25 protein-coding genes are annotated in these 26,453 nt (G+C 68.2%); 5 read left to right on the top strand and 20 right to left on the bottom strand.

Annotated features, from left to right (window positions below):
* Window positions 1–37: 37 nt before the first annotated feature.
* A complete protein-coding gene (gene pabB, locus ACFDR9_RS12555) occupies window positions 38–1,930 on the top strand; it encodes an aminodeoxychorismate synthase component I (RefSeq protein WP_409031203.1) in 1,893 nt (630 codons plus the stop codon).
* Between the two features lie 157 nt (window positions 1,931–2,087).
* On the opposite strand, the gene ftrA is transcribed toward pabB, so the two are convergent.
* Window positions 2,088–3,056: a transcriptional regulator FtrA gene (gene ftrA, locus ACFDR9_RS12560; RefSeq protein ID WP_409031204.1), complete on the bottom strand. Its 969-nt coding sequence runs from the start codon at window positions 3,054–3,056 to the stop codon at window positions 2,088–2,090.
* Between the two features lie 94 nt (window positions 3,057–3,150).
* Between ftrA and ACFDR9_RS12565 the strand changes: the two genes are divergently transcribed.
* Entirely contained in the window at window positions 3,151–3,567 is a 417-nt protein-coding gene (locus tag ACFDR9_RS12565) for a rhodanese-like domain-containing protein (RefSeq protein ID WP_409031205.1), read from the top strand.
* A 92-nt stretch (window positions 3,568–3,659) separates the two neighbouring features.
* On the opposite strand, the gene ACFDR9_RS12570 is transcribed toward ACFDR9_RS12565, so the two are convergent.
* Both ACFDR9_RS12570 and ACFDR9_RS12575 read right to left on the bottom strand, forming a co-directional pair.
* Complete coding sequence (locus ACFDR9_RS12570; RefSeq protein ID WP_409031206.1) at window positions 3,660–4,853, bottom strand: esterase/lipase family protein; 1,194 nt, start codon at window positions 4,851–4,853, stop codon at window positions 3,660–3,662.
* 25 nt (window positions 4,854–4,878) lie between these two features.
* Complete coding sequence (locus tag ACFDR9_RS12575) at window positions 4,879–5,442, bottom strand: glutathione peroxidase (RefSeq protein ID WP_409031207.1); 564 nt, start codon at window positions 5,440–5,442, stop codon at window positions 4,879–4,881.
* 262 nt (window positions 5,443–5,704) lie between these two features.
* Between ACFDR9_RS12575 and ACFDR9_RS12580 the strand changes: the two genes are divergently transcribed.
* On the top strand, window positions 5,705–6,808 hold the full coding sequence (locus ACFDR9_RS12580) for a poly(3-hydroxybutyrate) depolymerase (protein ID WP_409031208.1): 1,104 nt from the start codon (window positions 5,705–5,707) through the stop codon (window positions 6,806–6,808).
* 15 nt (window positions 6,809–6,823) lie between these two features.
* Here ACFDR9_RS12580 and ACFDR9_RS12585 read toward each other — a convergent pair whose 3' ends face one another.
* From ACFDR9_RS12585 to ACFDR9_RS12610, 6 genes are all read right to left on the bottom strand, one after another.
* Window positions 6,824–7,666, bottom strand: a complete 843-nt coding sequence (locus tag ACFDR9_RS12585) for a PPK2 family polyphosphate kinase (protein WP_409031209.1) — start codon at window positions 7,664–7,666, stop codon at window positions 6,824–6,826.
* A 20-nt stretch (window positions 7,667–7,686) separates the two neighbouring features.
* On the bottom strand, window positions 7,687–8,103 hold the full coding sequence (locus tag ACFDR9_RS12590) for a CoA-binding protein (protein WP_017878121.1): 417 nt from the start codon (window positions 8,101–8,103) through the stop codon (window positions 7,687–7,689).
* A 79-nt stretch (window positions 8,104–8,182) separates the two neighbouring features.
* Window positions 8,183–8,830 carry a bifunctional 2-keto-4-hydroxyglutarate aldolase/2-keto-3-deoxy-6-phosphogluconate aldolase gene (locus ACFDR9_RS12595; RefSeq protein WP_409031210.1) on the bottom strand — a complete coding sequence of 216 codons (648 nt, stop codon included), beginning with the start codon at window positions 8,828–8,830 and terminating at the stop codon, window positions 8,183–8,185.
* 14 nt (window positions 8,831–8,844) lie between these two features.
* Window positions 8,845–9,747, bottom strand: a complete 903-nt coding sequence (locus ACFDR9_RS12600; protein WP_409031211.1) for an SMP-30/gluconolactonase/LRE family protein — start codon at window positions 9,745–9,747, stop codon at window positions 8,845–8,847.
* 37 nt (window positions 9,748–9,784) lie between these two features.
* On the bottom strand, window positions 9,785–11,509 hold the full coding sequence (gene araD / locus ACFDR9_RS12605) for an L-arabinonate dehydratase (protein WP_409031212.1): 1,725 nt from the start codon (window positions 11,507–11,509) through the stop codon (window positions 9,785–9,787).
* A complete protein-coding gene (locus ACFDR9_RS12610; RefSeq protein WP_409031213.1) occupies window positions 11,506–12,534 on the bottom strand; it encodes a 2-dehydro-3-deoxygalactonokinase in 1,029 nt (342 codons plus the stop codon). Before ACFDR9_RS12610 ends, araD begins: the two co-directional genes overlap by 4 nt.
* A 135-nt stretch (window positions 12,535–12,669) precedes the next feature.
* Here ACFDR9_RS12610 and ACFDR9_RS12615 point away from each other — a divergent pair, with 135 nt between their 5' ends.
* Complete coding sequence (locus tag ACFDR9_RS12615; RefSeq protein ID WP_026133196.1) at window positions 12,670–13,611, top strand: LysR family transcriptional regulator; 942 nt, start codon at window positions 12,670–12,672, stop codon at window positions 13,609–13,611.
* 296 nt (window positions 13,612–13,907) lie between these two features.
* Here the strand turns inward: ACFDR9_RS12615 and ACFDR9_RS12620 are convergent, their stop codons facing one another.
* From ACFDR9_RS12620 to ACFDR9_RS12635, 4 genes are all read right to left on the bottom strand, one after another.
* Window positions 13,908–14,180, bottom strand: coding sequence for a hypothetical protein (locus tag ACFDR9_RS12620; RefSeq protein WP_409031214.1), 273 nt, complete (start codon window positions 14,178–14,180; stop codon window positions 13,908–13,910).
* A gap of 81 nt (window positions 14,181–14,261) precedes the next feature.
* On the bottom strand, window positions 14,262–14,735 hold the full coding sequence (locus tag ACFDR9_RS12625; RefSeq protein WP_409031215.1) for a winged helix-turn-helix transcriptional regulator: 474 nt from the start codon (window positions 14,733–14,735) through the stop codon (window positions 14,262–14,264).
* A 77-nt stretch (window positions 14,736–14,812) separates the two neighbouring features.
* Window positions 14,813–15,799: an aldo/keto reductase gene (locus ACFDR9_RS12630; protein ID WP_409031216.1), complete on the bottom strand. Its 987-nt coding sequence runs from the start codon at window positions 15,797–15,799 to the stop codon at window positions 14,813–14,815.
* Window positions 15,800–15,814: 15 nt separating this feature from the next.
* Entirely contained in the window at window positions 15,815–16,591 is a 777-nt protein-coding gene (locus ACFDR9_RS12635) for an SDR family NAD(P)-dependent oxidoreductase (protein WP_017878131.1), read from the bottom strand.
* Between the two features lie 111 nt (window positions 16,592–16,702).
* On the opposite strand from ACFDR9_RS12635, the gene ACFDR9_RS12640 reads away from it, so the two are divergent.
* Entirely contained in the window at window positions 16,703–17,635 is a 933-nt protein-coding gene (locus tag ACFDR9_RS12640; RefSeq protein WP_017878132.1) for a LysR family transcriptional regulator, read from the top strand.
* Here the strand turns inward: ACFDR9_RS12640 and ACFDR9_RS12645 are convergent, their stop codons facing one another.
* From ACFDR9_RS12645 to ACFDR9_RS12675, 7 genes are all read right to left on the bottom strand, one after another.
* Window positions 17,636–18,664: a galactose-1-epimerase gene (locus ACFDR9_RS12645; RefSeq protein WP_017878133.1), complete on the bottom strand. Its 1,029-nt coding sequence runs from the start codon at window positions 18,662–18,664 to the stop codon at window positions 17,636–17,638. It abuts the gene before it with no gap.
* Window positions 18,665–18,681: 17 nt separating this feature from the next.
* The gene (locus tag ACFDR9_RS12650; RefSeq protein ID WP_409031217.1) at window positions 18,682–19,920 is read right to left on the bottom strand and encodes a XylR family transcriptional regulator; all 1,239 of its coding nucleotides are present in this window, start codon (window positions 19,918–19,920) and stop codon (window positions 18,682–18,684) included.
* Between the two features lie 33 nt (window positions 19,921–19,953).
* Entirely contained in the window at window positions 19,954–21,096 is a 1,143-nt protein-coding gene (locus ACFDR9_RS12655) for a sugar ABC transporter permease (protein WP_409031218.1), read from the bottom strand.
* Entirely contained in the window at window positions 21,093–22,640 is a 1,548-nt protein-coding gene (xylG, locus tag ACFDR9_RS12660) for a D-xylose ABC transporter ATP-binding protein (protein ID WP_017878136.1), read from the bottom strand. Before xylG ends, ACFDR9_RS12655 begins: the two co-directional genes overlap by 4 nt.
* Before the next feature lie 176 nt (window positions 22,641–22,816).
* Window positions 22,817–23,785 carry a D-xylose ABC transporter substrate-binding protein gene (xylF, locus tag ACFDR9_RS12665; RefSeq protein WP_409031225.1) on the bottom strand — a complete coding sequence of 323 codons (969 nt, stop codon included), beginning with the start codon at window positions 23,783–23,785 and terminating at the stop codon, window positions 22,817–22,819.
* A gap of 99 nt (window positions 23,786–23,884) precedes the next feature.
* Complete coding sequence (locus ACFDR9_RS12670; protein ID WP_409031219.1) at window positions 23,885–25,672, bottom strand: IlvD/Edd family dehydratase; 1,788 nt, start codon at window positions 25,670–25,672, stop codon at window positions 23,885–23,887.
* The gene (locus ACFDR9_RS12675; RefSeq protein WP_017878139.1) at window positions 25,669–26,436 is read right to left on the bottom strand and encodes an SDR family NAD(P)-dependent oxidoreductase; all 768 of its coding nucleotides are present in this window, start codon (window positions 26,434–26,436) and stop codon (window positions 25,669–25,671) included. The genes ACFDR9_RS12670 and ACFDR9_RS12675 overlap by 4 nt, the downstream gene beginning before the upstream one ends.
* Window positions 26,437–26,453: the final 17 nt, after the last annotated feature.

The following is a 26,453-nucleotide window of genomic DNA, read 5'->3' on the forward strand; positions in this document are numbered from 1 at the left end:
GGGGCGTTTGTCTCTTGCTGTGCCTCTCTCTGTAAAGGTGAGACTCGAAGCGACTCCCCCCCCCCCCCCCCCTCCCCCCCCCCCGCCCCCCCACCCCCCCCCCCCCCCCCTCTCCCCCCCCGCGTCGCGTCTCTACACCGGCCACCTGGCCACGCTGAGCTGCGCCGACGGCGCCGGCTGGACGACGCTGCTGGAACAGATGCAGCAGGCGCTGCGCCAGGGCCGCCACGCGGTGGTGCTGTGCGCCTACGAGTTGGGGGCGCATCTGATGGGCATGCCGGCGCGCGCCGGCGCCGACGCCGCCCCGCTGGCGCGGGTGCTGCTGTTCGAGACCTGCCAGCGGCTGTCGCAGGCCGGCGTGGCCGCCTGGCTGGCGGCGCGCGCCGCCGCCGAGGACGCGGCCGCGGCCGCGATCGGCGCCGCCATTGCGCCGGCCGGCATCGCCGCCATCCGCGCCAACGTCGACCAGCGCGAGTTCGGCGCGGCGCTGGCGCGCATCCACGACTACATCGAGGCCGGCGACACCTACCAGGTCAACTACACCTACCGGCTGCGCTTCGACGCCTTCGGCCCGCCGCCGGCGCTGTACACGCGCCTGCGCGCGCGCCAGCCGGTGCCGTACGGCGCGCTGGTGGCGCTGCCCGACGGCGGCGCCGTGCTGTCGCTGTCGCCGGAACTGTTCGTACGCCACCAGGACGGCCGGCTGACGGCGCGGCCGATGAAGGGCACCGCCCCGGCCGCCGCGCCCGGGCAGGCCGACGAGAACGCGCGCCGCGCCGCCGCGTTGGCGGCCGACCCGAAGAACCGCGCCGAAAACCTGATGATCGTCGACCTGCTGCGCAACGACATCGGCCGCATCGCCGCCACCGGCACGGTGCAGGTGCCGGCGCTGTTCGAGGTGCAGCGCTACAGCAGCGTGCTGCAAATGACCTCGACCGTGCGCGCGACGCTGCGCGCCGGCGCCGGCCTGGCCGAGATCTTCCGGGCGCTGTACCCGTGCGGCTCGATCACCGGCGCGCCCAAGCGGCGTACCATGGAAATCATCGACGAACTGGAACCGGCCGCGCGCGGCCTCTACACCGGCGCGATCGGCTGGTTCGAACCGCCGCCGGCCGGCGCCGGGGTCGGCGACTTCTGCCTGTCGGTGCCGATCCGCACGCTGGCGCTGCGGGCGCCGGCGGACGGCGTGCGCGCCGGCGAAATGGGCGTCGGCGCCGGCATCGTCTACGACAGCGACGCCGCCGACGAATACGCCGAATGCCAGCTGAAGGCGGGCTTTTTAACCGGCCTGACCAACGACTTCGAACTGTTCGAGAGCATGCACGCGAGCCGGGACGGCGGCTGCCGCCACGTCGGGCTGCACCTGGCGCGGCTGGCCGCGTCGGCGCGCTACTTCGGTTTCGAGTGCGACCTGGCGCGCGCCCGCGCCACGCTGGACGCGGCCTGCGCCGCGCTGGCGCCGGGCCTGGCGTTCCGCCTGCGCCTGGCGCTGACGCAGAACGGCGCCTTGAACCTGCAAAGCGGCGCGCTGACGGCGCTGGCCGAACCGGTGCGGCTGCTGCTGGCCGAAGACGCCACCCGCGCCGACGATCTCTTCCTGCGCCACAAAACCAGCGTGCGCGCGCGCTACGACGCCGCCTGGCGCGCGGCCGAAGCGCAAGGCGCCTTCGACACCCTGTTCTTCAACGAGCGCGGCGAACTGACCGAGGGCGGGCGCAGCAACGTCTTCGTCAAACTCGACGGCCGCTGGCACACGCCGCCGCTGGCCAGCGGCGTGCTGCCGGGCATCCTGCGCGGCGTGCTGCTGGCCGACCCGGCGTGGGGCGCCAGCGAACGCGTCATCAGCCGCGCCGAGCTGCTGGCGGCGCCGGAAATCGTCGTCTGCAACGCCCTGCGCGGCCCGCTCAAAGCCAGCATCGAGCACGCCTGAGTGTGCATTGCGGTGGCGCTCAAAACGCCGCCGAATCGAACAAAAACCAGCGGCGTAGCGACAGGTTTCATAACTCGGGTTGGCCGGAAGCGGCGCGTCTCGCGTCGGCCAACATGGTTGGATTACGCTGCGCTAATCCGACCGACGACAAGCTAACTTAGCGGCCCGCTTCGGCTTGGCCGGCGAACTGGCGCCGATAGGCGCCGGGCGACGTCGCCGCCAGGCGCCGGAAGTGGTGCCGCAGCGATTCCTCGGAGGCGAAGCCGGCCCGCTCGGCCACCAGCGCCAGCGGCAGGTCGGCCGTCTCCAGCAAGTCCTTGACGACGGCGACGCGTTCGCGGATCAGCCACTCCACCGGCCCCAGCCCGGTGGCGTCGGCGAACTGGCGCTGCAAGGTGCGCGGGCTCATCGCCGCCCGCGCGGCCATGCTGGCGACCGTGTGCGGCTGCGCCGGATGCGCGCGCAGCCAGTCCATCAGCTTCGACAGGCGGCCCTGCTGGTCGTGCGCCATCGGCCGCGGCAGGAACTGCGCCTGGCCGCCCTCGCGGTGCGGCGCCACCACCAGCCGCCGCGCCACCAGGTTGCCGACGCGCGCGCCATAGTCGCGCCGCACCAGGTGCAGCAGCATGTCGAGGCCGGCCGCCGAGCCGGCCGAGGTGATGACCTGGCCGTCGTCGACGTACAGGTCGTCGGCCAGCACCTCGATGCGCGGGAAGCGCCGCGCCAGCTTGTCGGCGTAGCGCCAGTGCGTGGTGGCGCGGCGCCCGTCCAGCACGCCCGCCGCCGCCAGCACGAACACGCCCGAGCAGATCGAGCACAGGCGCGCGCCGCGCGCGTAGGCGGCGCGGATCAGCGCCAGCAGCGCCGCCGGCGGCGCCTCGTCGGCGTCGCGCCAGCCGGGAATGACGATGGTGTCGGCGCGTTCGAGCAGCTCGGGCGCGTACGGCGCCTGCAGCGTGACGCCGCCGAGCGCGCGGATCGGCCCCGGCTCGACCGCGCAGACGGCGAAGTCGTACCACTCGACGCCCAGCTCGGGGCGCTCCAGCGCGAACAGCTCGACCGTGCAGCCGAACTCGAAGGTGCAGAGCCGGTCGTAGGCCAGCGCGACGACGAGGTGTTTTTTCATGGCGCAATCTTAACGTAGTTTGGCTTACGCGCCACTGCCGGCGCGGGTCCGCCGCGCCGATAATACAAGCTCCCACAACGACCAGGAGTCCCGCATGTCCACCGTAAGCGAAGTCGCAGCCGCCCCCAGCGCCCTGGCCCTGGCCCACTTTGAAGCGTCGCTGGCGTTTGAAACCGATTGCTGGGATGTGCACCACGCGCTCAGCACCGGCCAGCGGGATTTCGTGCTGCTGGATGTGCGCGGCAGCGAGAAATACGCGGCCGGCCACGTGCCCGGCGCGCTCGACCTGGCGCACGGCAAGATCATCGGTTCGAAGATGGCGGCCTACCCGGCCGGCACGCTGTTCGTGGTGTATTGCGCCGGGCCGCACTGCAACGGCGCCGCGCGCGCGGCGATCCGCCTGGCGCGGCTGGGACGGCCGGTCAAGGTCATGCCGGGCGGGATCACCGGCTGGCTCGACGAGGGTTTTGCGCTGGAAAAGGCGGCTGCCGCCAGCCCTGCGATGTCGTAGGTCGGGCTAGCCGGAACCCGTTACACGGCGTGGGTAACCCGACTGGCGTCGGCGGCGGCCCGGCGCCGGGTTACGCGTCGACACCGCCGTTGCTACAGCCAGTCCAGCAGCGCCCGGTAGACGGCGGGCGAGTTCAGCAGCTCCAAATGGTTGGTCCGGTACACCACCAGCTGGTTCGCCGGCGCGAAGACGAGCTGGCGCGCCGCGTCGGCGTGCTGGCCGAGCGCGCTGGCCAGCGGCACCAGGCCGTCGCCGGCAAGGCGGTCGGCGAGGTCGCCCTCGGCCTTGCCGACGGTCGCGGCGACCGTGTAGCACTGCACCGCCGCCGGCAACGCCACGCCGTGCGGCAAGTGCGCGCCGCGCGCGAAACGGTCTTTGCCGTCCCAGTCGGCGTCGAGCAGGCTGCCGTGGCGCAAATCGGTGATGCCGGCGCTGCGCATCTTCGCCAGGCGCGAAAACGGCGCCGTGTACGGGCTCATGTCGGTGATCACGTCGAACCAGTTGCCGCCCCGTTCCAACGGCGCGCCGTGGTGCGGCGAGCCGAGGAACACCATCTTGCTCAACAGGCCGAGCCAGCCGTCGCCGGCCTCGGCGCCGTGCTGGCAGGCGCTGCGCGCCACCAGCCCGCCCATGCTGTGGCCGACGATCACCAGCTCGCGCACCGGCACCGGCCATTGCTCGACCAGTTCGCGCAACGCGGCCGCGAACTCCCGCCCGTTGCTGGAAATATGCTTGCCGCTGTTATAGCGCAGATACACCGCCGTGTAGCCGCGCTCGCGCTGCAAGGCCGCGCCGTGGTCGTGGCCGGCGCGCCGCCACTGCTCGTCGTTCATGCACAGGCCATGCGCCAGCACCAGAACGCGCCCGCTGGCGCCGGGCAGCGCCTGCCGCAAAGCGTCGCGCCGCGGCACCAGGGTGGCGCCGTCGCGCCGCCACGCCATCGGCAGCGCCAGCGCGTTGCCGCTCGCGGCCAGGTGGTCGCCCAGCACGCCGTTCAGCGCCGACAGCAGCGCGTCGCGCCCGGCCCAGCCGCTCTGCTCGCCCAGCAAGGGTTGCAGGCGCGTCAGCACCGCGTCGATGCCGCCGCCGACCAGGCCGGCCACGCCGCGCACGCCGCGGTATACCAGCGAGGTGGCCCGCGCCAGCGGCTTGGCCGCCGGCGTGCCGACCTGACGCAACACAGTCAAATGCAGCGCCTCGGCCATCTCCGCCACGCCGCCGACGGCGCTGACGGTCAGCCGGGACAGGCCGAGCAGATCGGCCGCGTAGGACTGTTTTTTGGACATCGCCGCCGCGCCCCGTCGGTTTGGCCTACGGCGCCAGCGCTTTTTCCAGCGCGGCGACCAGCTTCTTGTCGTCCGGCGCGACCTTGCTCGGGAAACTCTCGAGCACCTTGCCGTTGCGGTCGATCAAATATTTGTGGAAATTCCAGGCCGGCACCTTGCCGGTCGCCTTGATCAGGTTCGCGTACAGCGGATTCGGGGTCGGCCCCGACACCACCGACTTCGAAAACATCGGAAACTTCACGCCATAGGTGTTGTAGCAAAAATCGGCGATATCCTTGCCGCTGCCCGGTTCCTGCTTGCCGAAGTCGTTCGACGGAAAGCCCAGCACCACCAGGCCCTTGCTGCCGTACTTCGCGTACAAGGCCTCCAAGCCCTCGTACTGCTGGGTGTAGCCGCAATAGCTGGCCGTGTTCACCACCAGCACCACCTTGCCGGCGTACTGGCACAGGTCCTGCGGCGCCTCGTCCTGCAGCCGGTTAAACGTCTGCTTCAACAGCGCCGGGCAAGCGGCGGGGTCGGCCAGAGCCGGCGCCGCCACCAGCAAGGCCAGCGAAGAACCAAGGAACAGTTGGGCGAGAGTCTTGGACATAGTGGTCGGCCGCGAAATTGAAAAAACCATTCTAAGGCAAACGCCGGCAATACGTACGCCAATCGGCCTGCGCGGCGAGCCAGCACGCCATTTCATTGTAAATATTGCAATAGTTGATTAGTATCAAGTCAAGCGCAAGCACCGACCTGCGCGCCGGCATCGTGGTTATGCTGTCGCTTTGCCCCGGCTTACGGGTATCCGCAATCAACTTTTATCGGGAGTGGTCATGCACATGCGACGCGCGCGCGCTTGGAGGTTTTACTTGCTGGTTGCGACAGCGGCGGCCGCGTACGCGCCGCTGCACGGCCACGCGGCCAAGGGGGCCAAGGCCACCCAGGCCGCCAGCACCGAGCCGGTCGCGCTGCCCGCCTTCCACGCCGATTTGAACCAAACCACGGTGTCGGGCCTGTCGTCCGGCGCGTTCATGGCCGGCCAGTTCGCGGTGGCGTATTCGGGCATCGTCAGCGGCGTCGGCATCGTCGCCGGCGGCCCCTACTATTGCTCCGGCTCGCCCGGCTTCTTCCCCTACATTCCCTACATGGTCAATGCGATGAGCGCCTGCATGAACCCGGCCGAGGCGAACGTGGCGCCGCCGGTCGCCGCCATCCTGTGGGGCGCCGCCCAGAACTTCTCCCGCCAGGGGCTGATCGACGACACCGCCAACCTGAAGCGCCAGCGCGTCTACCTGTTCAACGGCACCCGGGACGCGACGGTGACGCGGCCGGTGGTCGACCAGACCAGCGCTTTTTACCAGCTGGCCGGCGTGCCGCCCGCGCAAGTGCGCTACGTCAACACGGTCGACGCCGGCCACGCCATCGTCACCGACAGCCGCGGCGACCAGCCCTGCCCGGCCACGGCGTCGCCCTACATCAACGACTGCGACTTCATGCAGGCGGGCGAGATCCTGCGGCATATCTTCCCCGACCTGAACCCGGCGGCGCTCGCGCTAAGCGGCAAATTCGTCGCCTTCAACCAGCGCAGCTTCCTGCACAGCCCGTATTCGAGCATGAGCAACACCGCCTACGCCTACGTGCCGAAGGCCTGCGACACCCAGAGCTGCCGCGTGCACGTCGCCTTCCACGGCTGCAGCCAGAGCGCCGCCAGCGTCGGCGAGCGCTTCTACAAGGGCACCGGTTACAACCAGATCGCCGACGCCAACAACATGATCGTGCTCTACCCGCAGGTCGACGCCAGCCAGGTGTATCCATACAATCCGCGCGGCTGCTGGGACTTCTGGGGCTATACCAGCGTCAACCCCTTCCTGCCGGACTTCTTCCAGAAATCGGGCATGCAAATGGCGGCGGTCAAGGCCATGCTCGACCGCCTGGCCGAGCCGCGCGCCGCGCCGCTCCAGAGCCGCCGCTAGGGTTTGCAGGGCCGCTCAGACCACCTTGAGCGCGCCCAGCTCCGGGTTCGGCGGCGGGAACGACAGCTTCATGCCCTGCAAGGTTTCGAGCAGCAGCGAGGCGACCACCAGGTTGCGCTGCGTCTTCGAATTGGCCGGCACCACGTACCAGGGCGCGTGGTCGGCGTCGGTTTCCTCGATCGCCCGCTCGTAGGCGCGCTGGTAGTCGTCCCACAGCTTGCGCTGGACCAGGTCGTTCGGATCGAACTTCCACTGCCGGTCCGGGTCGTCGAGCCGCTGCTGCAAGCGCTCGCGCTGCTCGTCCTTCGAAATGTGCAGCAAGACCTTGACGACGACGGTGCCGGTTTCGGCCAGCATGCGCTCGAAGTCGCGGATCTGGCCGTAGCGGCGCTGGCACTCCTTGTCGTCGATCCACTTCTGCACGCGCGTGATCAGCACATCCTCGTAATGGCTGCGGTTGAAAATGGCGATCTCGCCGCGCACCGGCACCTGCTGGTGCACCCGCCACAAATAGTCGTGCGCCAGCTCGACGTCGGTCGGCCCCTTGAAGGCGACCGCGCGCAGGCCCATCGGATTGATGTTGCTGAACATCGCCTGCACGGTGCCGTCCTTGCCCGACGTGTCCATGCCCTGCAACACCAACAGCACCTTCTGCTGGCGCTGCGCGTACAACATCTGCTGGCACTCGGCGATCTGCGCCGTCAGCGCCAGCGTCTCCTCGCGGTCGAGCGCCTTGCACTGCGCCTTGTCCAGCTTATCGTTGCCCGCTTTCGAGGCCGCGCCCAACAGCTTGGCGCCGGCCAGCGCCTCGTCGAGCTTGGGCTTCTTGAGGGCGCGGAATTGATCGCATACTTTCATAGTGTCCTTGTCGGTGTGGCTCAGCGCGGCAGCATCGCCAGCTCGATTTTCGGGCAGCGGTCCATCACCACGTCCAGGCCGGCGGCGCGGGCCAGCCCGGCCGCCTCCTGGTTGACGATGTCGAGCTGGGTCCACAGACAACCGGCGCCGACGGCGACGGCCTCGCGCGCCAGCGCCACGATCTCCTCCGACCTGCGGAAGCAATCGACGATATCGATGCGCGCCGGCGCCACGGCGGCGGCGGCCTCGGCCAGGGTCGCGTGGCAGCGCTCGCCGAGGATCTCCTGGCCGGCGCAGGACGGATTGACGGGCAGCACGCGGTAACCGCGCACCTGCAGATAATCGGCGACCTGGAAACTGGCGCGGTGGGGTTTCGGCGACAAGCCGACCACGGCGACGATGCGGCTCTCTTTGAGGATGCGGGCGATGTCAGACATGATAATGACCGGGGAAGAGTGGAAAAGGCAACGACAGCGTAGCAGATTCCCCCGGCCCGGCGGCGCCACGCTCGCCGTTTCAGGCCCAGCCGGCCTTGATGGCGTCCATTTTTTCGACGAAGGCGCGGGCGCGCGCCGTCACGGCGGCGTAGTCGCCGTTCGCCGCCGGGCCGGTCAGGCTGCTGCCGATGCCGACCGCCAGCGCGCCGTTGGCGAACCACTCGGCCAGGTTGTCGACGCTGACGCCGCCGGTCGGCATCAGCGGCGCCTGCGGCAGCGGCGCGCGCAACGCTTTGAGGTAGGCCGGGCCGAAGGTTTCGGCCGGGAAGATTTTGACGAGGTCGGCGCCGGCTTCCAGCGCGGTGACGATTTCGGTCGGCGTCATCACGCCCGGCATCGCCAGCACCTGGTAGCGCTGGCACAGGCGGATGGTGTCGACGTTGACGCTCGGCGAGATGATGAACTGGGCGCCCGCGAGGATCGCCAGGCGCGCCGTTTCCGGGTCGAGCACGGTGCCCGCGCCCAGCAGCACGGCGGCGCCGTGGCGCTGGCGCAGGGTCTTGATGACGTCCAGCGTGCCGGGCGTGGTGAAGGCCACCTCCAGCGCGGTGATGCCGCCGGCGATGCAGGCTTCGGCCGCCAGCAGCGCGCCCTCGGGGTGGTCGGCGCGGACGATGGCGACCATGCGCCGCGCCAGCACGGCCTGGAAAATTTCGTGTTTCAACATGGCTGGGTTCCGTTTCAGGGTTGCGGGGCGCCGAAGCGCGTTTCGGGCAGGCCGCGCACGCCGGACAGGAAGGCGTGGAACAGCGCGCCGGCCTGCGGCTGGTCGGCCAGTTGCGCCGGCGTCAGCGATTCCTGCGCGGTGGTGACGAAGAGTTCGGCGTAGTCGTCGCCGCCCAGGCAGACGCAGCTCGGCTGCGTCACCGGCAAGGGCAGCACGCGGTCGACGGCGCCGCCGGGCGTGTAGCGCACCACCCGCGCGGCGCCCCATTGCGCGCTCCACAGGTAGCCGTCGGCGTCGACGCTGGCGCCGTCCGGCGCGCCCGGCTTGCCGCCCAGTTCGGCGCCGACGTCGGCGAAGACGCTGACGCGCGCGGCGTCGCCGCCGGCGTAGTCGTCCCAGCGGTAGATCAGCGGCTTCATCGAGTCGCAGAAGTACATCGCGGCGCCGTCCGGGCTGAAGCAAATGCTGTTGGCGATGGCCACCGGCGGCAGCGGCAGGCGCTCCAGGCCGAGGTTGTGGTTGAGCCGGTAGAAGCCGCCGATGGCGTCGCGGCAGGGGCGCTCGTCGAGCGTGCCGAAGACGAAGCGGCCCTGGCGGTCGCAGCGGCCGTCGTTGATGCGCGTCATCGGCAGCGCCGTCTCGACCGCGTGCACCGGCGTCACGGCGCCGCTGCGCAGGTTGAAGAAGGCCAGCCGCGAGGCCAGCCCGAGCAGCAGCACGTCGGCGTCGCCGGTCAGCGCGAAGCAGGCCAGCCGCTCCGGCATCGGCCAGTCCCGCGCCACGCCGCTGTCGGGCGCGTAGCTGTGCAGGCGCCGCCCTTCGATATCGGTCCAGAAGACCCGGGCGCCGCGCTCGCACCACAGCGGGCATTCGCCCAGGTAGTTGCCGGCGTCGACCAGTTGTTCGAGTTGCGTCATCAGCTGTTCCCCCATGCGCTCAAGGTGGTCGACGCCATCAATGCGATTCGCGCGGCACGGCCGAGCCGCGGCAGCCGACCAGGAAGTCCAGGTCGACGCCCTCGTCGGCCTGCAGCACGTGTTTGATGTACATCGACTGGTAGCCGCCGCGCATGGCCGGCACCGGCGCGCGCCACTCGGCGCGGCGCCGTTCCAGCTCCTCGTCGCCGACCTCCAGGTGCAGGCGCCGCCCCGGCACGTCGAGTTCGATCATGTCGCCGTCGCGCACCAGCGCCAGCGGACCGCCCATGGCCGCCTCCGGCGCCACGTGCAGCACCACGGTGCCGAAGGCGGTGCCGCTCATGCGCGCGTCGGAGATGCGCACCATGTCGGTGACGCCCTGCTCCAGCAGTTTTTTCGGCAGCCCCATATTGCCCACCTCGGCCATGCCGGGGTAGCCTTTCGGGCCGCAGTTTTGCAGCACCATGATGCTGTCGGCGTCGATGTCGAGGGCCGGGTCATCGACCCGTTCCTTGTAGTGCTCGATGCTGGAAAAGACCACGGCGCGGCCGCGGTGCCGCATCAGCCTGGGCGAGGCCGCCGACGGCTTGATGATGGCGCCGCGCGGCGACAGGTTGCCGCGCAGGACAGCGATGCCGCCCTCGTCCTTGAACGGCACGGCCAGCGGCGTGATGACGTCGGTGTTGAAGTTTTCCGCGTCGGCGACGTTGACGGCCATGCTGGCGCCGGTCACGGTCAGCGCGTCGGCGTGCAGGCTGCCCAGCAGTTCGCGGATGATCACCGGCAGGCCGCCGGCGTAGTAAAAGTCTTCCATCAGGTACTGGCCCGACGGCATCAGGTTCAGCAGGCAGGGGATGTCGCGCCCCAGGCGGTCCCAGTCGGCCAGCGTCAGCTCGACGCCGATGCGCCCGGCGATCGCCAGCAGGTGCACCACCGCGTTGGTCGAGCCGCCGATGGCGCCGTTGACCATGATGGCGTTCTCGAACGCTTCCTTGGTCAGGATCTGCGACAGCGTCAAGTCTTCGTGCACCATGTCGACGATGCGCCGGCCGGTCAACTGCGCCTGCAGCTTGCGGCGCGCGTCGACCGCCGGAATGGCGGCGTTGCCCGGCAGCGTCACGCCGAGCGCCTCGACCATCGCCGCCATCGTCGACGCCGTGCCCATCGTCATGCAATGGCCGGTCGAGCGCGACATGCACGATTCGGCCTGTTTGAAGTCGGCCAGGCTCATGCGGCCGGCGCGCAAGTCTTCGGAAAACTTCCAGACGTCGGTGCCGGAGCCGATCGGCTTGCCGCGGTAGTTACCGTTCAACATAGGCCCGCCCGACAGCACGATGGTCGGCAGGTCGACGCTGGCCGCGCCCATCAGCAGCGCCGGCGTGGTCTTGTCGCAGCCGGTCAGCAGCACCACGCCGTCGATCGGGTTGCCGCGGATCGATTCCTCGACGTCCATGCTGGCCAGGTTGCGGAACAACATCGCGGTCGGGCGCAGGTTCGACTCGCCCAGCGACATCGCCGGGAATTCGACCGGGAAGCCGCCGGCCTCCAGCACGCCGCGCTTGACGAATTCAGCGAGTTCGCGGAAATGGCCGTTGCACGGCGTCAGTTCGGACCAGGTGTTGCAGATGCCGATCACCGGGCGGCCGTCGAAGGCGTCGCTCGGGTAGCCCTGGTTTTTCATCCAGCTGCGGTGGATGAAGCTGTCCTTGTCGTCGCCGCCGAACCAGGCGTGCGAACGCAACGGCCGTTTTGCTTTGCTCATAGTGTCTCTGTCGTTTGAATGGTGTGGGTGGGAAGCAAACCGCGCGCGCGCGCGATGGCCAGCGCGCCGAAGCCGGCCATGTCGGCCTGTTGCTCGTCGCTGACGACGACGCGTTTGCCGTAGAAAAAACCGTTTTCCTGGATCAGCAGCGCCAGCGCCTCGCGCAGCATGGTCTTGCCGGTGATGACGATCGGCGTGTCGGGCCGCATCTGGATGGCGCTGCTGTTCTTCAGCGCCAGCAGGTCGCCGCTGAGCACCGCGCCGAGCAGAAAGTTGGCGCGTTCGTTGCGTTCGGTGCTGGTGAACTGGCCCAGCGTGCGCACGCTGAAGCAGGCCCGCGCCAGTCCGGTCTTCTGCGCGGCGGCGGCGCCGGCCAGCAGCAATTGCGGCGCCAGCGCGTGGGCGAAATCGGACTCCAGCGTTTGCGCGATCAGCGTGTGCTGGGTGATCGCCTGCAGCAGCTCGCCGGCGATGGTGGTGGCGCAGCCGGCGATGCGGTGGCGCTCGTCGACGCTGACCAGCTTGGTGTGCGAGCCGGGCATGATGAGCAGCGCGCGGCCCTCGACCCGCAGGCGCGCCAGCAAACCGATGACCTCGGTTTCCTCGCCGCGCATCATGTCCATCGCCTCGAAATTGTGCAGGCCGACCGGCTCGGCGTGGTTGCGCACGCCGGGAATCAGCCACAGGGGTTGGGCGAACACTTCCGGCATGGCCACCTTGACCATGCCCTGCGCCAGTTCGTCGAGGCCGGCCGGGGCCGCCAGGTGCGGCACTTCCAGCAGGCCCAGCGCGGAGGTAATCATGCCCGAGGCCAGCGCCAGCGACACCTCGGCCGGATCGACGCCGGCCTTGGCCAGCGCGCCCTGGATGGTGTCGCGCACCGCCTGCTTGAGGGCGTGGTTGTTGCCGTTGATGGCGGTGTCGCGCACGCCGGTCTCGACCTGCACCTTGGCGACCAGGCGGCCATCCTGCCACAGGGAGCTGCGGGTGTTGGTGGTCCCGGCATCAATGGTGACGATATTCATGAAGTATGGGTATCAGGACATGGAGAAGCCCCATGGTAGATCCGCGACCAATATCTTACCAATCAATTATTTGGCAAATCCGATACCGATTTTGATATGGTAGCGCGCCGTGATTTCCCTGCTATGATTTCCCGCATGGATACACTGAACCCCAATTGGTTTTTACGCGCCCGCCTGAAAACGCGGCAATTGTTGCTACTAATCGCCCTCGACGAACAACGTAACATCCACCGCGCCGCCGAGGAACTGCACATGACGCAGCCGGCCGCGTCGAAGCAGCTCAAGGACCTCGAAGACATGCTCGACGTCGAGCTGTTCGAGCGCCTGCCGCGCGGCATGCGCCCGACCATCTACGGCGAAACCATGATACGCCACGCGCGCATGGCGCTGACCAGCCTGTCGCTGGCGCACGAGGATATCGTGGCGCTAAAGTCCGGCCTGGCGGGGCAGGTCGAGATCGGCGTCATCATGGCGCCGAGCATGTCGCTGCTGCCGCGGGCGATTTCGCGGGTCAAGGAGCAGTCGCCGCAACTGCGCATCGGCGTGCAGATGGAAACCTCGAACATCTTGCTGGAGCGCCTGCGCCGCGGCAGCCTGGACTTCATGGTCGGGCGCATCCTCGAAGACCAACCCGACACCGACCTGCAATACGAGGAACTGGCCGACGAGCCGGTGTGCGCGGTGGCGCGCGTCGGCCACCCTTTGGTGACGGCGCAGGGGCTGACGCTGGAAGACATCGCCGGCGGCGCCTGGCTGCTGTCGCCCAAGGGCAGCGTGCTGCGCTACCGCTGCGACATGATGTTCCGCGGCGCCGGCCTGTCGCCGCCGACCAACGTCGTCGACACCACGGCGCTGTTGCTGATCAGCTCGCTGTTGCAGCAAACCGACAGCCTGCACGTGATGCCGGTGGAGGTGGCGCGCCACTACGTGTCGCTAAACATCCTGAGCATCCTGCCGATCGAGCTGCCGTGCCGGATGGACGCCTTCGGCATCATCACCCGGCGCAGCCACCTGCTGTCGCCGGGCGCGGGCGTGATGCTCGACGCCCTGCGCGTCGCCGCCGCCGAGATCTATTAGGGTTCCATGGCTGTGGACCTTCGCCGCCGGCAGCGTCGGCGGAAATGCCGAAGGGCCGCGGCTCTTGGTCGTAGACGGCGGGGAGTCACTCACGAAAACACCATGTCCTCGTTGCAGTTCGGCACGGCCAGGGCCACCTTCCAGGCCCAGCCCAACAGGTAGCCGCCGCCGCCCAGTACCGCAAATAATACCGATATCGCAAGCATGATTCACTCCTTAAGTTAGCGCCGTAGGTCGGATGAGCGAAGCGTAATCCGACGCCGAGCCGCCGCCGACGCCAGTCGGGTTTGCTAGGTTCAGTTCTTGGACAGGTCGAACGATTCCTCCAGCGGCGTACGGTAATTTTTCACGGCCTCGACCGCCTCCGCGTGCACTTGCGCGCGCGTCCTGCCAACCGGTGCGGCCGCCGGGCGCTCCGCCTTGACCGCGGGGCTAGCGGCAACGGACACGTCAACGGCGGCGACGGGCATGTCTTGTTTGACCTTGGTGGTGTTGACGGCTTCGCCCGCCACCGCCAGGTTGGCCGACAGCAGGGAAACAAGCGCTATTGCGGGGAATGTGAGGTTCATGGCGATCTCCTTGTGGTTGCATGATTAAACCAGAATAGACCAAGTGGTTTAAACATGCAACCACAATCGTGAAATTTTTTCTTACTTCGACTCCGCCCCGTCCGCCGCAACGGGCGCCGGCAGCAAGGTCATGTCGGACACGCCTAGCGGCCTGCCGTCTTCCGACAGGACCTGTAATTTGGCCAAGGGTTTTTTGTTGAGGCGGTCGCGCAAAATGGTCGTCGGCTCGCCCGGTGCGTACAAATACTCCTCGCCCCACTGGCGCAGGGCGACCATGACGGTGACGAGGCTGCGGCCCTTTTCGGTCAGCACGTATTCCTGGTAGGCGCTGCCGTCGGACGCCGGGCGCATTTCCAGAATGCCTCCGGCGACGAGGTTGCGCAAACGGGTGGTGAGGATGTTTTTTGCCAAACCCAGGCGCTTTTGGAAATCGCCGAACCGGCGCACGTTGATAAACGCTTCGCGCACGATCAGCAGCGACCACCAGTCGCCGATGGCGTCGAGCGAGCGGGCCACCGGACAAGTCGCGTTATCCATGCATGTTCGCTTCACCATCCCGCGCTTCCTCCTTGACTATAAGCGCCCAGTCTACCAGACCTGGCCCCGGCGGCGGCAATGGCGGCAAAGCGAACTTACCAACGCTGATGCACGAACGGGGCGATGCGCTGCTGGTAAATGGCGCGCAGCGCGTCCATTGCGTCCACCGGCAGCGCGGGCAAGCTGCCGGCCGCGCTGTTGGCCGCCGCCTGCTGCGCATTCCGGGCGCCGGGAATGACGCTGCTCACGCTGTCTTCCATCAAGATCCAGCGCAGCGCGAACTGCGCCATCGTGGCGTTTCCCGGCACCAGGCGGCGGATCTCTTCCACGACTTCCAGGGCAAGCTCATACGGCACGCCGGAGAAGGTTTCGCCCATGTCGAAGGCCTCGCCATGGCGGTTGAACGCGCGGTGGTCGTCGGCGGCAAACGCGGTAGCGGCGCTCATCTTGCCCGTCAACACACCGGAAGCCAGCGGCACCCGCACGATCACGCCAATGTCGCGCTTTTTCGCCTCCGCGAAAAACAGCTGGTTCGGGCGCTGGCGGAAAATATTGTAGATAATCTGGATCGCGGCCACGTTCGGGTATTCGATCGCCTTCAAGGCTTCCTCGACCTTTTCCACCGACACGCCGTAATGACGGATCTTGCCGGCCGTGACCATGCGGTCCATGACGTCGAATACTTCGGGACGGTAATACACCTCGGGTGGCGGGCAGTGCAGTTGGACCAGGTCCAGGCAATCCGTGTCCAGGTTGACCAGCGAGCGCTCGACAAAGGCGAGCAGGTTTTCCTCGTTGTAGCCGTCGGCCGCATGGGGCGACAGGCGGCGGCCGGCCTTGGTCGCCACATACGGTTTGTCGCCGCCGCGTTCCCTGAGCACCTCGGCAATGAAGCGCTCGGAGCGGCCGTCCCCATAGACGTCGGCCGTGTCGATAAAATTCGTGCCGGCGTCGAGCGCCGCATGCAGGGCCGCCTTGGCGTCGTCGCTGCTGACGTCGCCCCAGGCGCCGCCGATGGCCCAGGCGCCAAAGCCGATGTCGGAAATGCTGTGGCCGGTGCGGCCGAATGGTCGTTGTTTCATGTGTTTACCTTGTGATCAGGGCATCAACTGCCCGCCGTTAACTTCAATGATTTGCCCGGTGATATAGCCGGACAGCGATGCCGAGGCGAGGAACAAAAATGCTCCAACGCATTCCTGCGGCAGGCCCGCGCGCCCCATGGGAATGCTGGCGCTTTGCGCGGCCATCATGGGTTCGGGCGTGTCGCGCACGTGGAAGGGCGTCAATATCAAACCGGGCGCCACCGCGTTGACGCGGATCTTGTCGGCCACGAACTCCTTGGCCTGGCCGCGCGTCAGGTTGCTGACAAAGCTTTTCGCCGCCGCATACAGCACGGCGCCGTTGCCGCCGCCATTCCTGCCGGCGATGGAACTGGTATTGATGATGAAAGCGCCGCCGGCCGCCTTCAGGTGCGGGTGGGCGGCGACGCTGGCCTGCCATACCGATTTCGCGTTCAGGTTCAGCACGTCGTCGAAATGCGCATCGGACGCTTGCGTGGTCGGCACGCGGCCCAGCATGCCGCCGGCATTGTTGATCAGTCCGTCCAGTCCGCCCAGCAGGCGCGCCGCGTCGTTCACCACGCGCGCCGCCGCGCCGGGCTCGGCCAAGTCGCCCTGCAGCAAGGTGATATGCTCGGGATACCGCGCGCGCAGCGCCTCGGCCGCGTCCCGGCTGGCGTTGTAGTGCAGCACCAGGCGCGCGCCTTGCGCCGCAAAGGCCAGCGCCACGGCCGCGCCGATGCCGGTCGAGCCGCCGGTGATCAGGATGCGCTTGCCGGCCAAATCGCCCAGCGTCATGTTTGCCAATTCATTCATTGCCCCTCCCGTTTCCATGTTGTTGGAGACAGGATCGTACTGTGGATGCGTTGCGCCGGGATAAGATTTAGAATGAGCCTCATTCATTGAAATACTGAGCGAAATTCATCCATGTCCATTTTTGACCGTATCGAACTTGCCGACCTGCGGATTTTTCTCAGCATCATGCGCACGCGCAGCTTCAAGGCCGCCGCCATCCAGTTGGGCCTGACGCCGTCGGCGGCCAGCCATGCCATGCGGCGCCTGGAAGAACGGCTGGGCGCCAAGCTGCTGAACCGCTCCAGCCGCGCCGTGTCGCCCACCGATACCGGCCTGGCCCTGGCCGCCCGCCTGGAAGAAGGTTTCGACACCATCGGCCACGCGCTGGCCGAGATCGACGCGCCAGGGGCGGGGCGCTTCGGCGAGCTGCGCATCAATGTGTTCGCGGACGCGGCCCATCTGATGGTCGCGCCGGCGCTGCCCGAATTCGCCCGCCTGTGCCCGCACGTGAAGCTGACCGTGGTGGTGGAGGACAGGCCCATCGATATCGTCGCCGGCGGTTATGACGCCGGCATCCGCTATGGCGACTATGTGCCGGAAGACATGATCGCCGTGCCATTATCCGGCCCGCAACGCTGGGTGGTGGCGGGTTCGCCCGCTTATCTGCAGCGCCACGGCGTGCCGCAACGGCTGGAGGACCTGGCCGGGCACAGCTGTTTGCAATTACTGTTGGGAGACAATTCCAGTTATCGCTGGGAACTCAATAGCGCGGCAAGCGGCCAGAAACCGGCCAAGCGCGGCATCCGCGTGCCCGGCCTGATCACCATCAACGATACGGCCACCACGATCACCGCCGCCAAGGCTGGCGTGGGCCTGGGCTATCTGCTGGAAAGCCGCATCGCCCTGGAATTGGCCGAAGGCAGCCTGTGCGTGGTGCTGGACGAGCACGCGGCCCGGGGCGAGCCTTTCCATATGTATTACAGCAGCCGGCGGCACAACCACCCCGCCTTGAGGACGCTGGTGGACATCATCCGACGCCAGCAGTCTCTGGGCGAGTTGCGCTAGTTACACGCCGCCGGCCTGCACGCCCAGCCGGTACACCGTGGTTTGCCGGTACACCCGGCCCGGCCGCAGCACCACCGCCTCGGCGTTTGGCCCGTTGATCTGGTTCGGATACGCCTGCGCCTCCAGGCAGAAACCGTCGTGTATCGCGTACGGCGCCGCTCCCTTGCCCCGCACGCCGGCGAGGAAATTGCCGCTGTAAAACTGCAAGCCGGACTCGGTGGTCGACACCGTCAGCTCGCGCCCGGACGCCGGGTCGCAGACCCACGCCACTGCGCGCAGCGCGCCGGCCGGTCCCACGCAATAGTTGTGGTCGAAGCCCTTGAACTGCGCCAGTTGCGGCTCCGGCCAGCCCAGCCGCGGCCCGATCGGCGCGGCCTGGCGGAAGTCGAAGGCGCTGCCCGCCACCGCCTCCTCGCGGCCGTACGGGATGCACTCGCCGTCGATCGGCAAATAGCTGTCGGCGGCGATGCGCAGCAAATGGTCGCCGATGCCGGCGACGCCGCCGTTCAGGTTGAAGTAGCCGTGCGAGGTCAGGTTGACCGGCGTCGGCGCGTCGGTGCGGGCCTCGTAAGCTATGCTCAGGCTGCCGTCGTCGGCGAGCCGGTAGCGCACCTGCACTTGCAGGTTGCCGGGATAGCCGCCGTCGCCGTCGGGCGACTCGTGGCGCAGCAGCAGGCCGCCGTCCTCGGCCTGCACCCGCCACTGCGCCAGGTGCAGGCCGACCAGGCCGCCGTGCAGGTGGTTGGCGCCGTCGTTGCGGTCGAGCCGGTAGGTGGCGCCGTCCAATTCAAAACGGGCGCCGGCGATGCGGTTGGCGCAGCGCCCCACCAGCGCGCCGAAGTACGGCGCGTTGCCGGCGTAACCGGCCTCGTCGGGAAAGCCGAGCAGCACGTCGGCGACCTTGCCGTAGCGGTCGGGCGCGTGCCACGAGCGCAGCGTGCCGCCGCGCGCGCTGATGGTAACGCGCATGTCGGCGCCGTTGCGCAGGGTGTAAAGGTGGTCGTCGGCGGTTGGGTTCAGTATGGTCATGGGCATGGTGGGCGTGGTCATGGAAGGGGTGGCGCCGCCGCGACGGCGGCGGCTGGAATGTGAATGGCCGCCGCGGCGGCCTGCGCGGCGCGCTCCTGGTATTCGCGCGGCGTGCAACCGAGTTCGCGCTTGAACACCGCGTGCATGTACTGCACCGTGGTGAAGCCGCAGCCGACGGCGATGTCGGCGATGTTGCCCGGCTCGCGCGCCAGGATCGCCTTGGCGGCGTCGAGCTTGAAGCGCAGGATCTCGTCGTGCACGCTGCGCCCGAGCTCCTGGCGGAAGTGCGATTCCAGCGAGGAGCGCGACACGCCGACGTAGTCGGCCACCTGTTCGGTCTTGATGCCCTGGCAGGCGTACTGGCGGATGAAGTGGCGCGCCTGCATCACGTGCGGGTGCTGGAAGGGTTCGTGCCGGCTCGACGCCAGCACGTTCAGGCCGGTCGGCGGCACCAGGATGCGGGTGCCGTCCAGGCGCGCGCCGTTGAGCATTTGGTGCAGCAGGTGGGCGGCGGTGCGGCCCATCTCCTGCGCGCCCTGGATCACCGAGCTGAGCGGAATGCGCGTCAGCATGCGCGCCAGCGGGTCGTTGTCGATGCCGATCAACGCCACCTGCTCGGGCACGGCGATGCCGGCGCGCATGCAGGCCTGCATCAACTGGCGCGCGCGGGCGTCGCTGACGGCGATGATGCCGATCGGCTTGGGCAGGCTGTGCAACCACTCGACCTGCTGCTCGACCGCCTCGTCCCACGACGGCGCGCTGGTGCTCTGGCCGCGGTACACCAGCGGCTCCATGCGGTCGCGCCGCAGCAGGCTGCAAAAGGCCTTTTCGCGCTCCTGTGCCCAGCGGTTGACGTCCGCCTCGGGCAGGCTGAAACAGGCGAAGCGGGTCAGGCCGGCCTCGATCAGGTGCTCGTAGGCCAGCTTGATCAGCTTGAAATTGTCGGTCGCCACGTAGGGCACCCGCGCCGGGTAGTCGGCGCCGTCCTGGTAGGAGCCGCCGACGGCCACCACCGGCAGCGCGCTGCGCGCCAGCGCCCGGCACACGGCCGGGTCGTCGAAGTCGGCGATGATGCCGTCGCCGCGCCAGCGCTCGATGCCCGGCAGGCGCAGGCGGAAGTCCTCCTCCAGGTACAGGTCCCACGACACCCGCGTGGTGTGCAGGTAGGCGGCGATGCCGGCGATGATCTCGCGGTCGTACACCTTGTTGCCGTTGAACAGCAAGGCGATACGGTGCGCGGTCGGCATCTTCAGCATGCGGCTTTCTCCTGGTGGACTTCAGCGTCGACGTCAGCGCCGGCCCGAACGCGTGCTGACGTCGACCCACACTGCGACAGTCAGAATACTGCCTTTCACGATCATCTGCCAGTAGGTATCGACGTCGAGCATCGACATGCCGTTGTCCAGGCTGGCCATGACCAGCGCGCCGATCAGCGCGCCGTAGACGGTGCCGTAGCCGCCGCGCATCGAGGTGCCGCCGATGAAGCAGGCGGCGATGGCGTCCAGCTCGCTAAAGGTGCCGGCCGACGGCGAACCGGCCGCCAGCCGGCCGGTGTTGATCAAGCCGGCCAGCGCGCACATCAGGCCCATGATGCCGAAGATCCACAGCTTGACGGCGCGCACGTCGATGCCGGACAAGCGGGTCGCCTCCATATTACTGCCGACGGCGTAGATGCGCCGGCCGAACACGGTTTGCGTGGTCATGTAGCTGAACACGCCCAGCAACGCCAGCAACATCAGCACCGGCAGCGGAATGCCCTCGTAGCCGTTGAGGGTGCGCACGAATACCAACAGCAGCGCGCCGATGGCCAGCACGCGCAGCGCGTCGCGCCAGGCCGGCGCCTGCGCCAGGCCGTGCAGGGCGCGGCCGGCGCGCTGGCGCCAGGCCAGCCAGGCCGCCAGCGCGAACAGCGCCGCGCCCAGGACCACGCCGGGCGGCGCCGGCAGGTAGCCCTGGCCCAGTTGCACCAGGTCGTTCGACACCGGGGCCACGGTGATGCCGCCGGTGACGCCCAGCAGCACGCCGCGGTAGGCCAGCATGCCGCCCAGGCCGACGATGAAGGACGGAATGCCGCGGTAGGCGGTCAGGTAGCCGTTGAACAGGCCCAGCAGCAGGCCGCAGGCCAGCACGACGGCCAGCGTCAACGGCAGCGGCAGGTGGTGCGTCACGTTCAGCACGGCGGCGACGCCGCCCAGCAGCCCCAGCATCGAGCCGACCGACAGGTCGATCTCGCCGGCGATGATGACCAGCACCATGCCGCAGGCCAGGATGCCGGTCACCGACATCTGCCGCAGCAGGTTCGACAGGTTGCGCGGGGTGACGAAGCCGCCCTCGGTCTTCCAGTAGAAAAAGGCCCAGATCACGGCGATCGCGATCCCCAGCGCCAGCATCTTGTACTGGCTGAACAATTGTTTGATATTGGTATGCTTCATGCCACGTCCCTGTTGCGCATCGGTGATTGGTCCAGCGCGGCGGCCAGCACCATTTCCTGCGTCAAATCCCGGTTGATAAAGTCGCCGCGCAAGCGGCCCTCGCCCATCACCAGCACGCGGTCCGACACGCCCAGCACCTCGGCCAGCTCGGACGACACCATGATGATGGCCACGCCCTGCGCCGCCAGCTCCAGCATCAGCTTGTAGATTTCGTACTTGGCGCCGACGTCGACGCCGCGGGTCGGCTCGTCGAGGATCAGCACGCGCGGCCGCGTCAGCAGCATCTTCGCCAGCACCGCCTTCTGCTGGTTGCCGCCCGACAGGCTGGTGATCGGCAGGCTGGCGCTGGCGGTCTTCAGCTCCAGCCGGGCGATCTGCGCGCGCACCGCGGCGCCCTCGGCGTTGGCGTCGACGCGGCTGTGGCGGGCGAACTGGCCCAGCACCGCCAGCGTGATGTTCTGGCCGACGTCCAGGTCCGGCACGATGCCGTGCTGCTTGCGGTCCTCCGGCACCAGCGCCAGGCCGGCGCGGATCGCCTTCAGCGGCGTGTCGGTGTCGATGCGCCGGCCGTCCAGCCAGACCTCGGCCCGGCAGCGCCCCGGATAGGCGCCGAACAGCGCCGACACCAGTTCGGTGCGCCCGGCCCCGACCAGCCCGGCCACGCCGAGGATCTCGCCGCGGCGCAGCGTGAACGAGACGTCGTCGACGCGCTTGCGCCGCGGGTTGTCGACGTCGTAGCAGGTGACGTTGCGCGCCTCGAACAGCGGCTCGCCCGGCGTGTGCCGGGCCGGCGGATACATCTGGCTCATCTCGCGCCCGACCATCTGCGCGATGATGCGCTCGACGTTCATGTCGCGCATCGGCGTGGTGGCGATGTGCTGGCCGTCGCGGATCACCACGACGGTGTCGCAAATCGCCGCCACCTCGTCGAGCTTGTGCGAGATGTAGATGCAGGTGACGCCCTTGGCCTTCAGCGTCATGATGATGTCGAGCAGCACCGCGATCTCCGACGCCGTCAGCGACGACGACGGCTCGTCGAGGATCAGCAGCTTGGCGTCCTTGTTGAGCGCCTTGGCGATCTCCACCAGCTGCTGGTGGCCGCCGCCGTAGTGCATCACCGGCAGCGCCACGTTCATCTCGGGGATCTTCAGCTCGCGCAGCAGCTCGTCGGCGCGGCGGTACATGGCCGGATAGTTCATGCGCCCGCCGGGCAGCGTCGGCTCGCGGCCCATGAAGATATTCTCGGCCACCGACAACTGCGGCACCAGCATCAATTCCTGGTGGATGATGACGATGCCGGCGGCCTCGGTGTCGCGGATCGACTGCGCCCGCAGCGGCTGGCCGCGCCACAGGATCTCGCCGTCCCAGGTACCGTGCGGATAGACGCCGGACAGCACCTTCATCAGGGTCGACTTGCCGGCGCCGTTCTCGCCGCACAGGCCGATGCACTCGCCGGGGCGCACCTTGATGTCGATACCGTTGAGCGCGCGGACACCGCCGAACTGCTTGACGATGCCCCTCATTTCGAGCAAATAATCGGACATGCTAAGCCTCTTGGAATATCGTGTCGTAGGTCGGATCAGCGGCACGCGTAATCCGACCATGTTGGCCGAAGCGCGACGCGCTGCTCTGGGCCAGCGTTGTCGGGTTAGCCAAGCCGTGTAACGGGTTCCGGCCAACCCGACCTACGGAAATAGCGCCCCAGCCTTGCCGCCGTCGCTTACTGCGCGCTGAGCTGCGCCTTGGTGTAGAAGCCGTCGTCAACCAGGATGTTGATGTTGGCCTTGGTCAGCGGGGTCGGCTTGAGCAGCACGGTGCTGACTTTTTTCAGGCCGTTGTCGTAGCTCGAGTTGTAGGCCGGCTTTTCGCTGCGCGCCAGTTGCACCGCCAGCGTGGCCGCCTCCGAGGCGATGGTCTTGAGCGGCTTGTACACCGTCATCGCCTGGGTCCCGGCGATGACGCGCTTGACCGCCGCCAGGTCGGCGTCCTGGCCCGACACCGGCACCTTGCCGCTGAGCTTTTGCGCCGCCAGCGCCTGGATCGCGCCGCCGGCGGTGCCGTCGTTGGAGGCGACGATGGCGTCGATCTTGTTGTTGTTGGCCGTCAGCGCGTTCTCGACGATGGACAGCGCCTCCGACGCGCTCCAGTCCTTGACCCACTGCTGGCCGACGATCTTGATGTCGCCGCGGTCGATGAAGGGCTTGAGCACCTTCATCTGGCCTTCGCGCAGCATCTTGGCGTTGTTGTCGGTCGGCGCGCCGCCCAGCAGGTAGTAGTTGCCCTTCGGCTGCACCTTGGTCACGCCCTCGGCCTGCATCTCGCCGACCTTCTCGTTGTCGAACGAGATATAGGCGTCGATGTCGGCGTTCAAAATCAGGCGGTCGTACGACAGCACCTTGATGCCGGCCTTCTTCGCTTCCTTCACCGTGTTGTTCAGCACGGTGGCGTTGAACGGCACGATCACCAGCACGTCGACGCCGCGCGAGATCAGGTTCTCGATCTGCGAAATCTGCCGCTGTTCGCTGGCGTCGGCCGACTGCACGAACACCTTGGCGCCCAGCTTCTCGGCCGAGGCGACGAAGAAGTCGCGGTCGCGGGTCCAGCGCTCGACGCGCAGGTCGTCGATGGAAAAGCCGATCTTCGGGTTCTTGGCGTCGGCGCTGGCGGTGCCGCTGGCGCAGGCCATCATCAGGGTCAGGGCGGACAGGACGGCGGTGCTGAGGATCTTGTTCATTACTGTGTCTCCTAGAGGATTTTTTTTAACTACGGATGCGACGGGTGAAAACGGTTAGTGGTTGTGCCGCGGCAGCGCCTGCCCCACGGCGCGGTACTGCAAGGCCAATTCCAGGCAGGCGCCGCTTTCCAGCTGGCCCACCGTGGCGCGGTAAATCTCTTGCCACGGCGTCTGGCTGGGCGGCACCGGCGGCCGCGGCTCCTGGTGGCGCTTCTCCAGCTCGGCGGCGTCGACCAGCATGTCGCAGCGGCCCTGGTTCAGGTCGATACGGATGGTGTCGCCGCTGCGCAGGTAGGCCAGGCCGCCGCCGGCGGCGCTTTCCGGCGACGCGTTGAGGATCGACGGGCTGTCCGAGGTGCCGGACTGGCGGCCGTCGCCCAAGGTCGGCAGGTTCATCACGCCGCGCTTGAGCAGCGCGTCCGGCGGCTGCATATTGACCACCTCGGCCGAGCCGGGCCAGCCGATCGGACCGCAGCCGCGCATCACCAGGATGCTGTTCTCGTCGATCTCCAGCGCCGGGTCGTTGATGCGGGCGTGGTAGTCGGCCGAGCCGTCGAACACCACCGCGCGCGCCTCGAACACGCCCTCGCTGCCGGGCTTGCTCAGATAGCGCGCGCGGAACTCCGGCGAGATCACGCTGGTCTTCATGATGGCGAAGTCGAACAGGTTGCCGCTCAGCGCCAGGAAGCCGGCGCGCTGCTTCAGCGGCGCCGCGTAGCGGCAAATCATTTCGCGGTCGCCGCTTTCGCGCCCGGCCAGGTTGTCGGCCATGCTCAGCCCCGTCACCGTGGGACGCCCGGCGCGCAGTCGGCCGGCCTGCAGCAGCTCCCACATCACGGCCGGCACGCCGCCGGCGCGGTGGAAGCGCTCGCCCAGGTATTTCCCGGCCGGCTGCATGTTCAGCAGCAGCGGCACGTCGTAACCGTATTCCATCCAGTCGCTTGAGTGCAGCGCGACGCCGGCGTGGCGCGCCATCGCCATCAGGTGCGGCTGGGCGTTGGTGGAGCCGCCGATGGCGGCGTTGACGACGATGGCGTCGAGGAAGGCGTCGCGCGTCAGCACGCTCGACGGGCGCAGGTCCAGCCGCGCCATCTCGACGATGCGGCGCCCGGTTTCGTAGGCGATCTGGCCGCGCTCGCGGTACGGCGCCGGAATCGCCGAGCAACCGGTCAGCGACATGCCCAGCGCCTCGGCCAGCGCGTTCATGGTCGACGCCGTGCCCATGGTGTTGCAGTGGCCGGCCGACGGCGCCGACGCCGCCGCGATTTCCAGGAATTTCGCGCCGTCGATTTCGCCGGCGGCCATCTGGCGCCGGCCCTTCCAGATCGCCGCGCCGGAGCCGACCAGTTCGCCGTCCAGCCAGCCGTCCAGCATCGGCCCGCCGGACAGCACGATGGCCGGAATGTCGACCGTGGCGGCGGCCATCAGCTGCGCCGGCGTGGTCTTGTCGCAGCCGGTGGTGAGCACCACCGCGTCGATCGGATAGCCGTGCAAAATCTCCACCAGGCCCAGGTAGGACAGGTTGCGGTCCAGCGCGGCGGTCGGGCGGCGGCAGTTCTCGAAGATCGGATGCAGCGGGAATTCCATCGGAATGCCGCCGGCGTCGCGGATACCGTCGCGCACCCGCTTGGCCAGCTCCACATGGATACGGTTGCACGGGCTGATGTCGCTGCCGCTCTGGGCGATGCCGATGACCGGCCGGCCCGAGCGCAGCTCCGCCGCCGTGACGCCGTAGTTCATGAAGCGCTCCAGGTACAGCGCCGTCAGGTCGATGTGGTCCGGGTTGTCGAACCAGTCCTGCGAGCGGTAGCGGCGCGCCGCCTTGAGGTCGGCGTCCTTCACGCGCCGTACCAGCCGGCGTCGACGAAGTAATTGCGGCCGGTGCACTTGGCGGCGTTGTCGGAGGCCAGGAACAGCGCCAGCGCGGCGACGTCCTCCGGCTCGACGCGCTCCTGCAGGCACTGGCCGGCGAGGATTTGCAGTTCGGCCTGCGGCGTGTGCCACAACTGCGTCTGGCGCGGCGTGCGCACCGCGCCCGGGATGATGCAGTTGACGCGGATGCGCTGCGGGCCGAGGTCGCGCGCCAGGCCGCGGGTCAGGCCCTCGATGCCGGCCTTGGCGGTCATGTACAAGGTCAGGTTGGCCTGCGCCAGGTGCCAGGAGATCGAACCGAGGTTGAGGATCACGCCGCCGCCGGCCTTGTGCATCGCCGGCGCCACCGCCTGCGCGCAAAAGAACTGGTGGCGCAGGTTGACGGCGATGCGCTCGTCCCAGTAGGCCGGGGTGACGTCGGCGACCTGGTGGCGGTCGTCGTTGGCGGCGTTGTTGATGAGGATATCGATCGGGCCGACGTCCTTTTCGATGGCGGCGAAGGTGGCCGCCAGCTGGTCGAGGTCCATCAGGTTGCAGTGCCTGAAAGCGGGCGGGTACGCCAGCGCGCCGAGGCGGTTGGCGAGTTCTTGCGAGGCGGCGTCGGCGATGTCGAGGAAGACCACCTGGGCGCCCTGCAGGGCGAAGGCTTCGACGATGGCCGAGCCGATGCCGGTGCCGCCGCCGGTGATAACGACGCGCTTGTGCGCCAGGCTTGAATAGCTTGCGTAAATCATGATGTCTCTCGTGTTTT

The organism is Janthinobacterium sp. CG_23.3, assembly GCF_046115965.1.
Classification (GTDB): domain Bacteria; phylum Pseudomonadota; class Gammaproteobacteria; order Burkholderiales; family Burkholderiaceae_D; genus Janthinobacterium.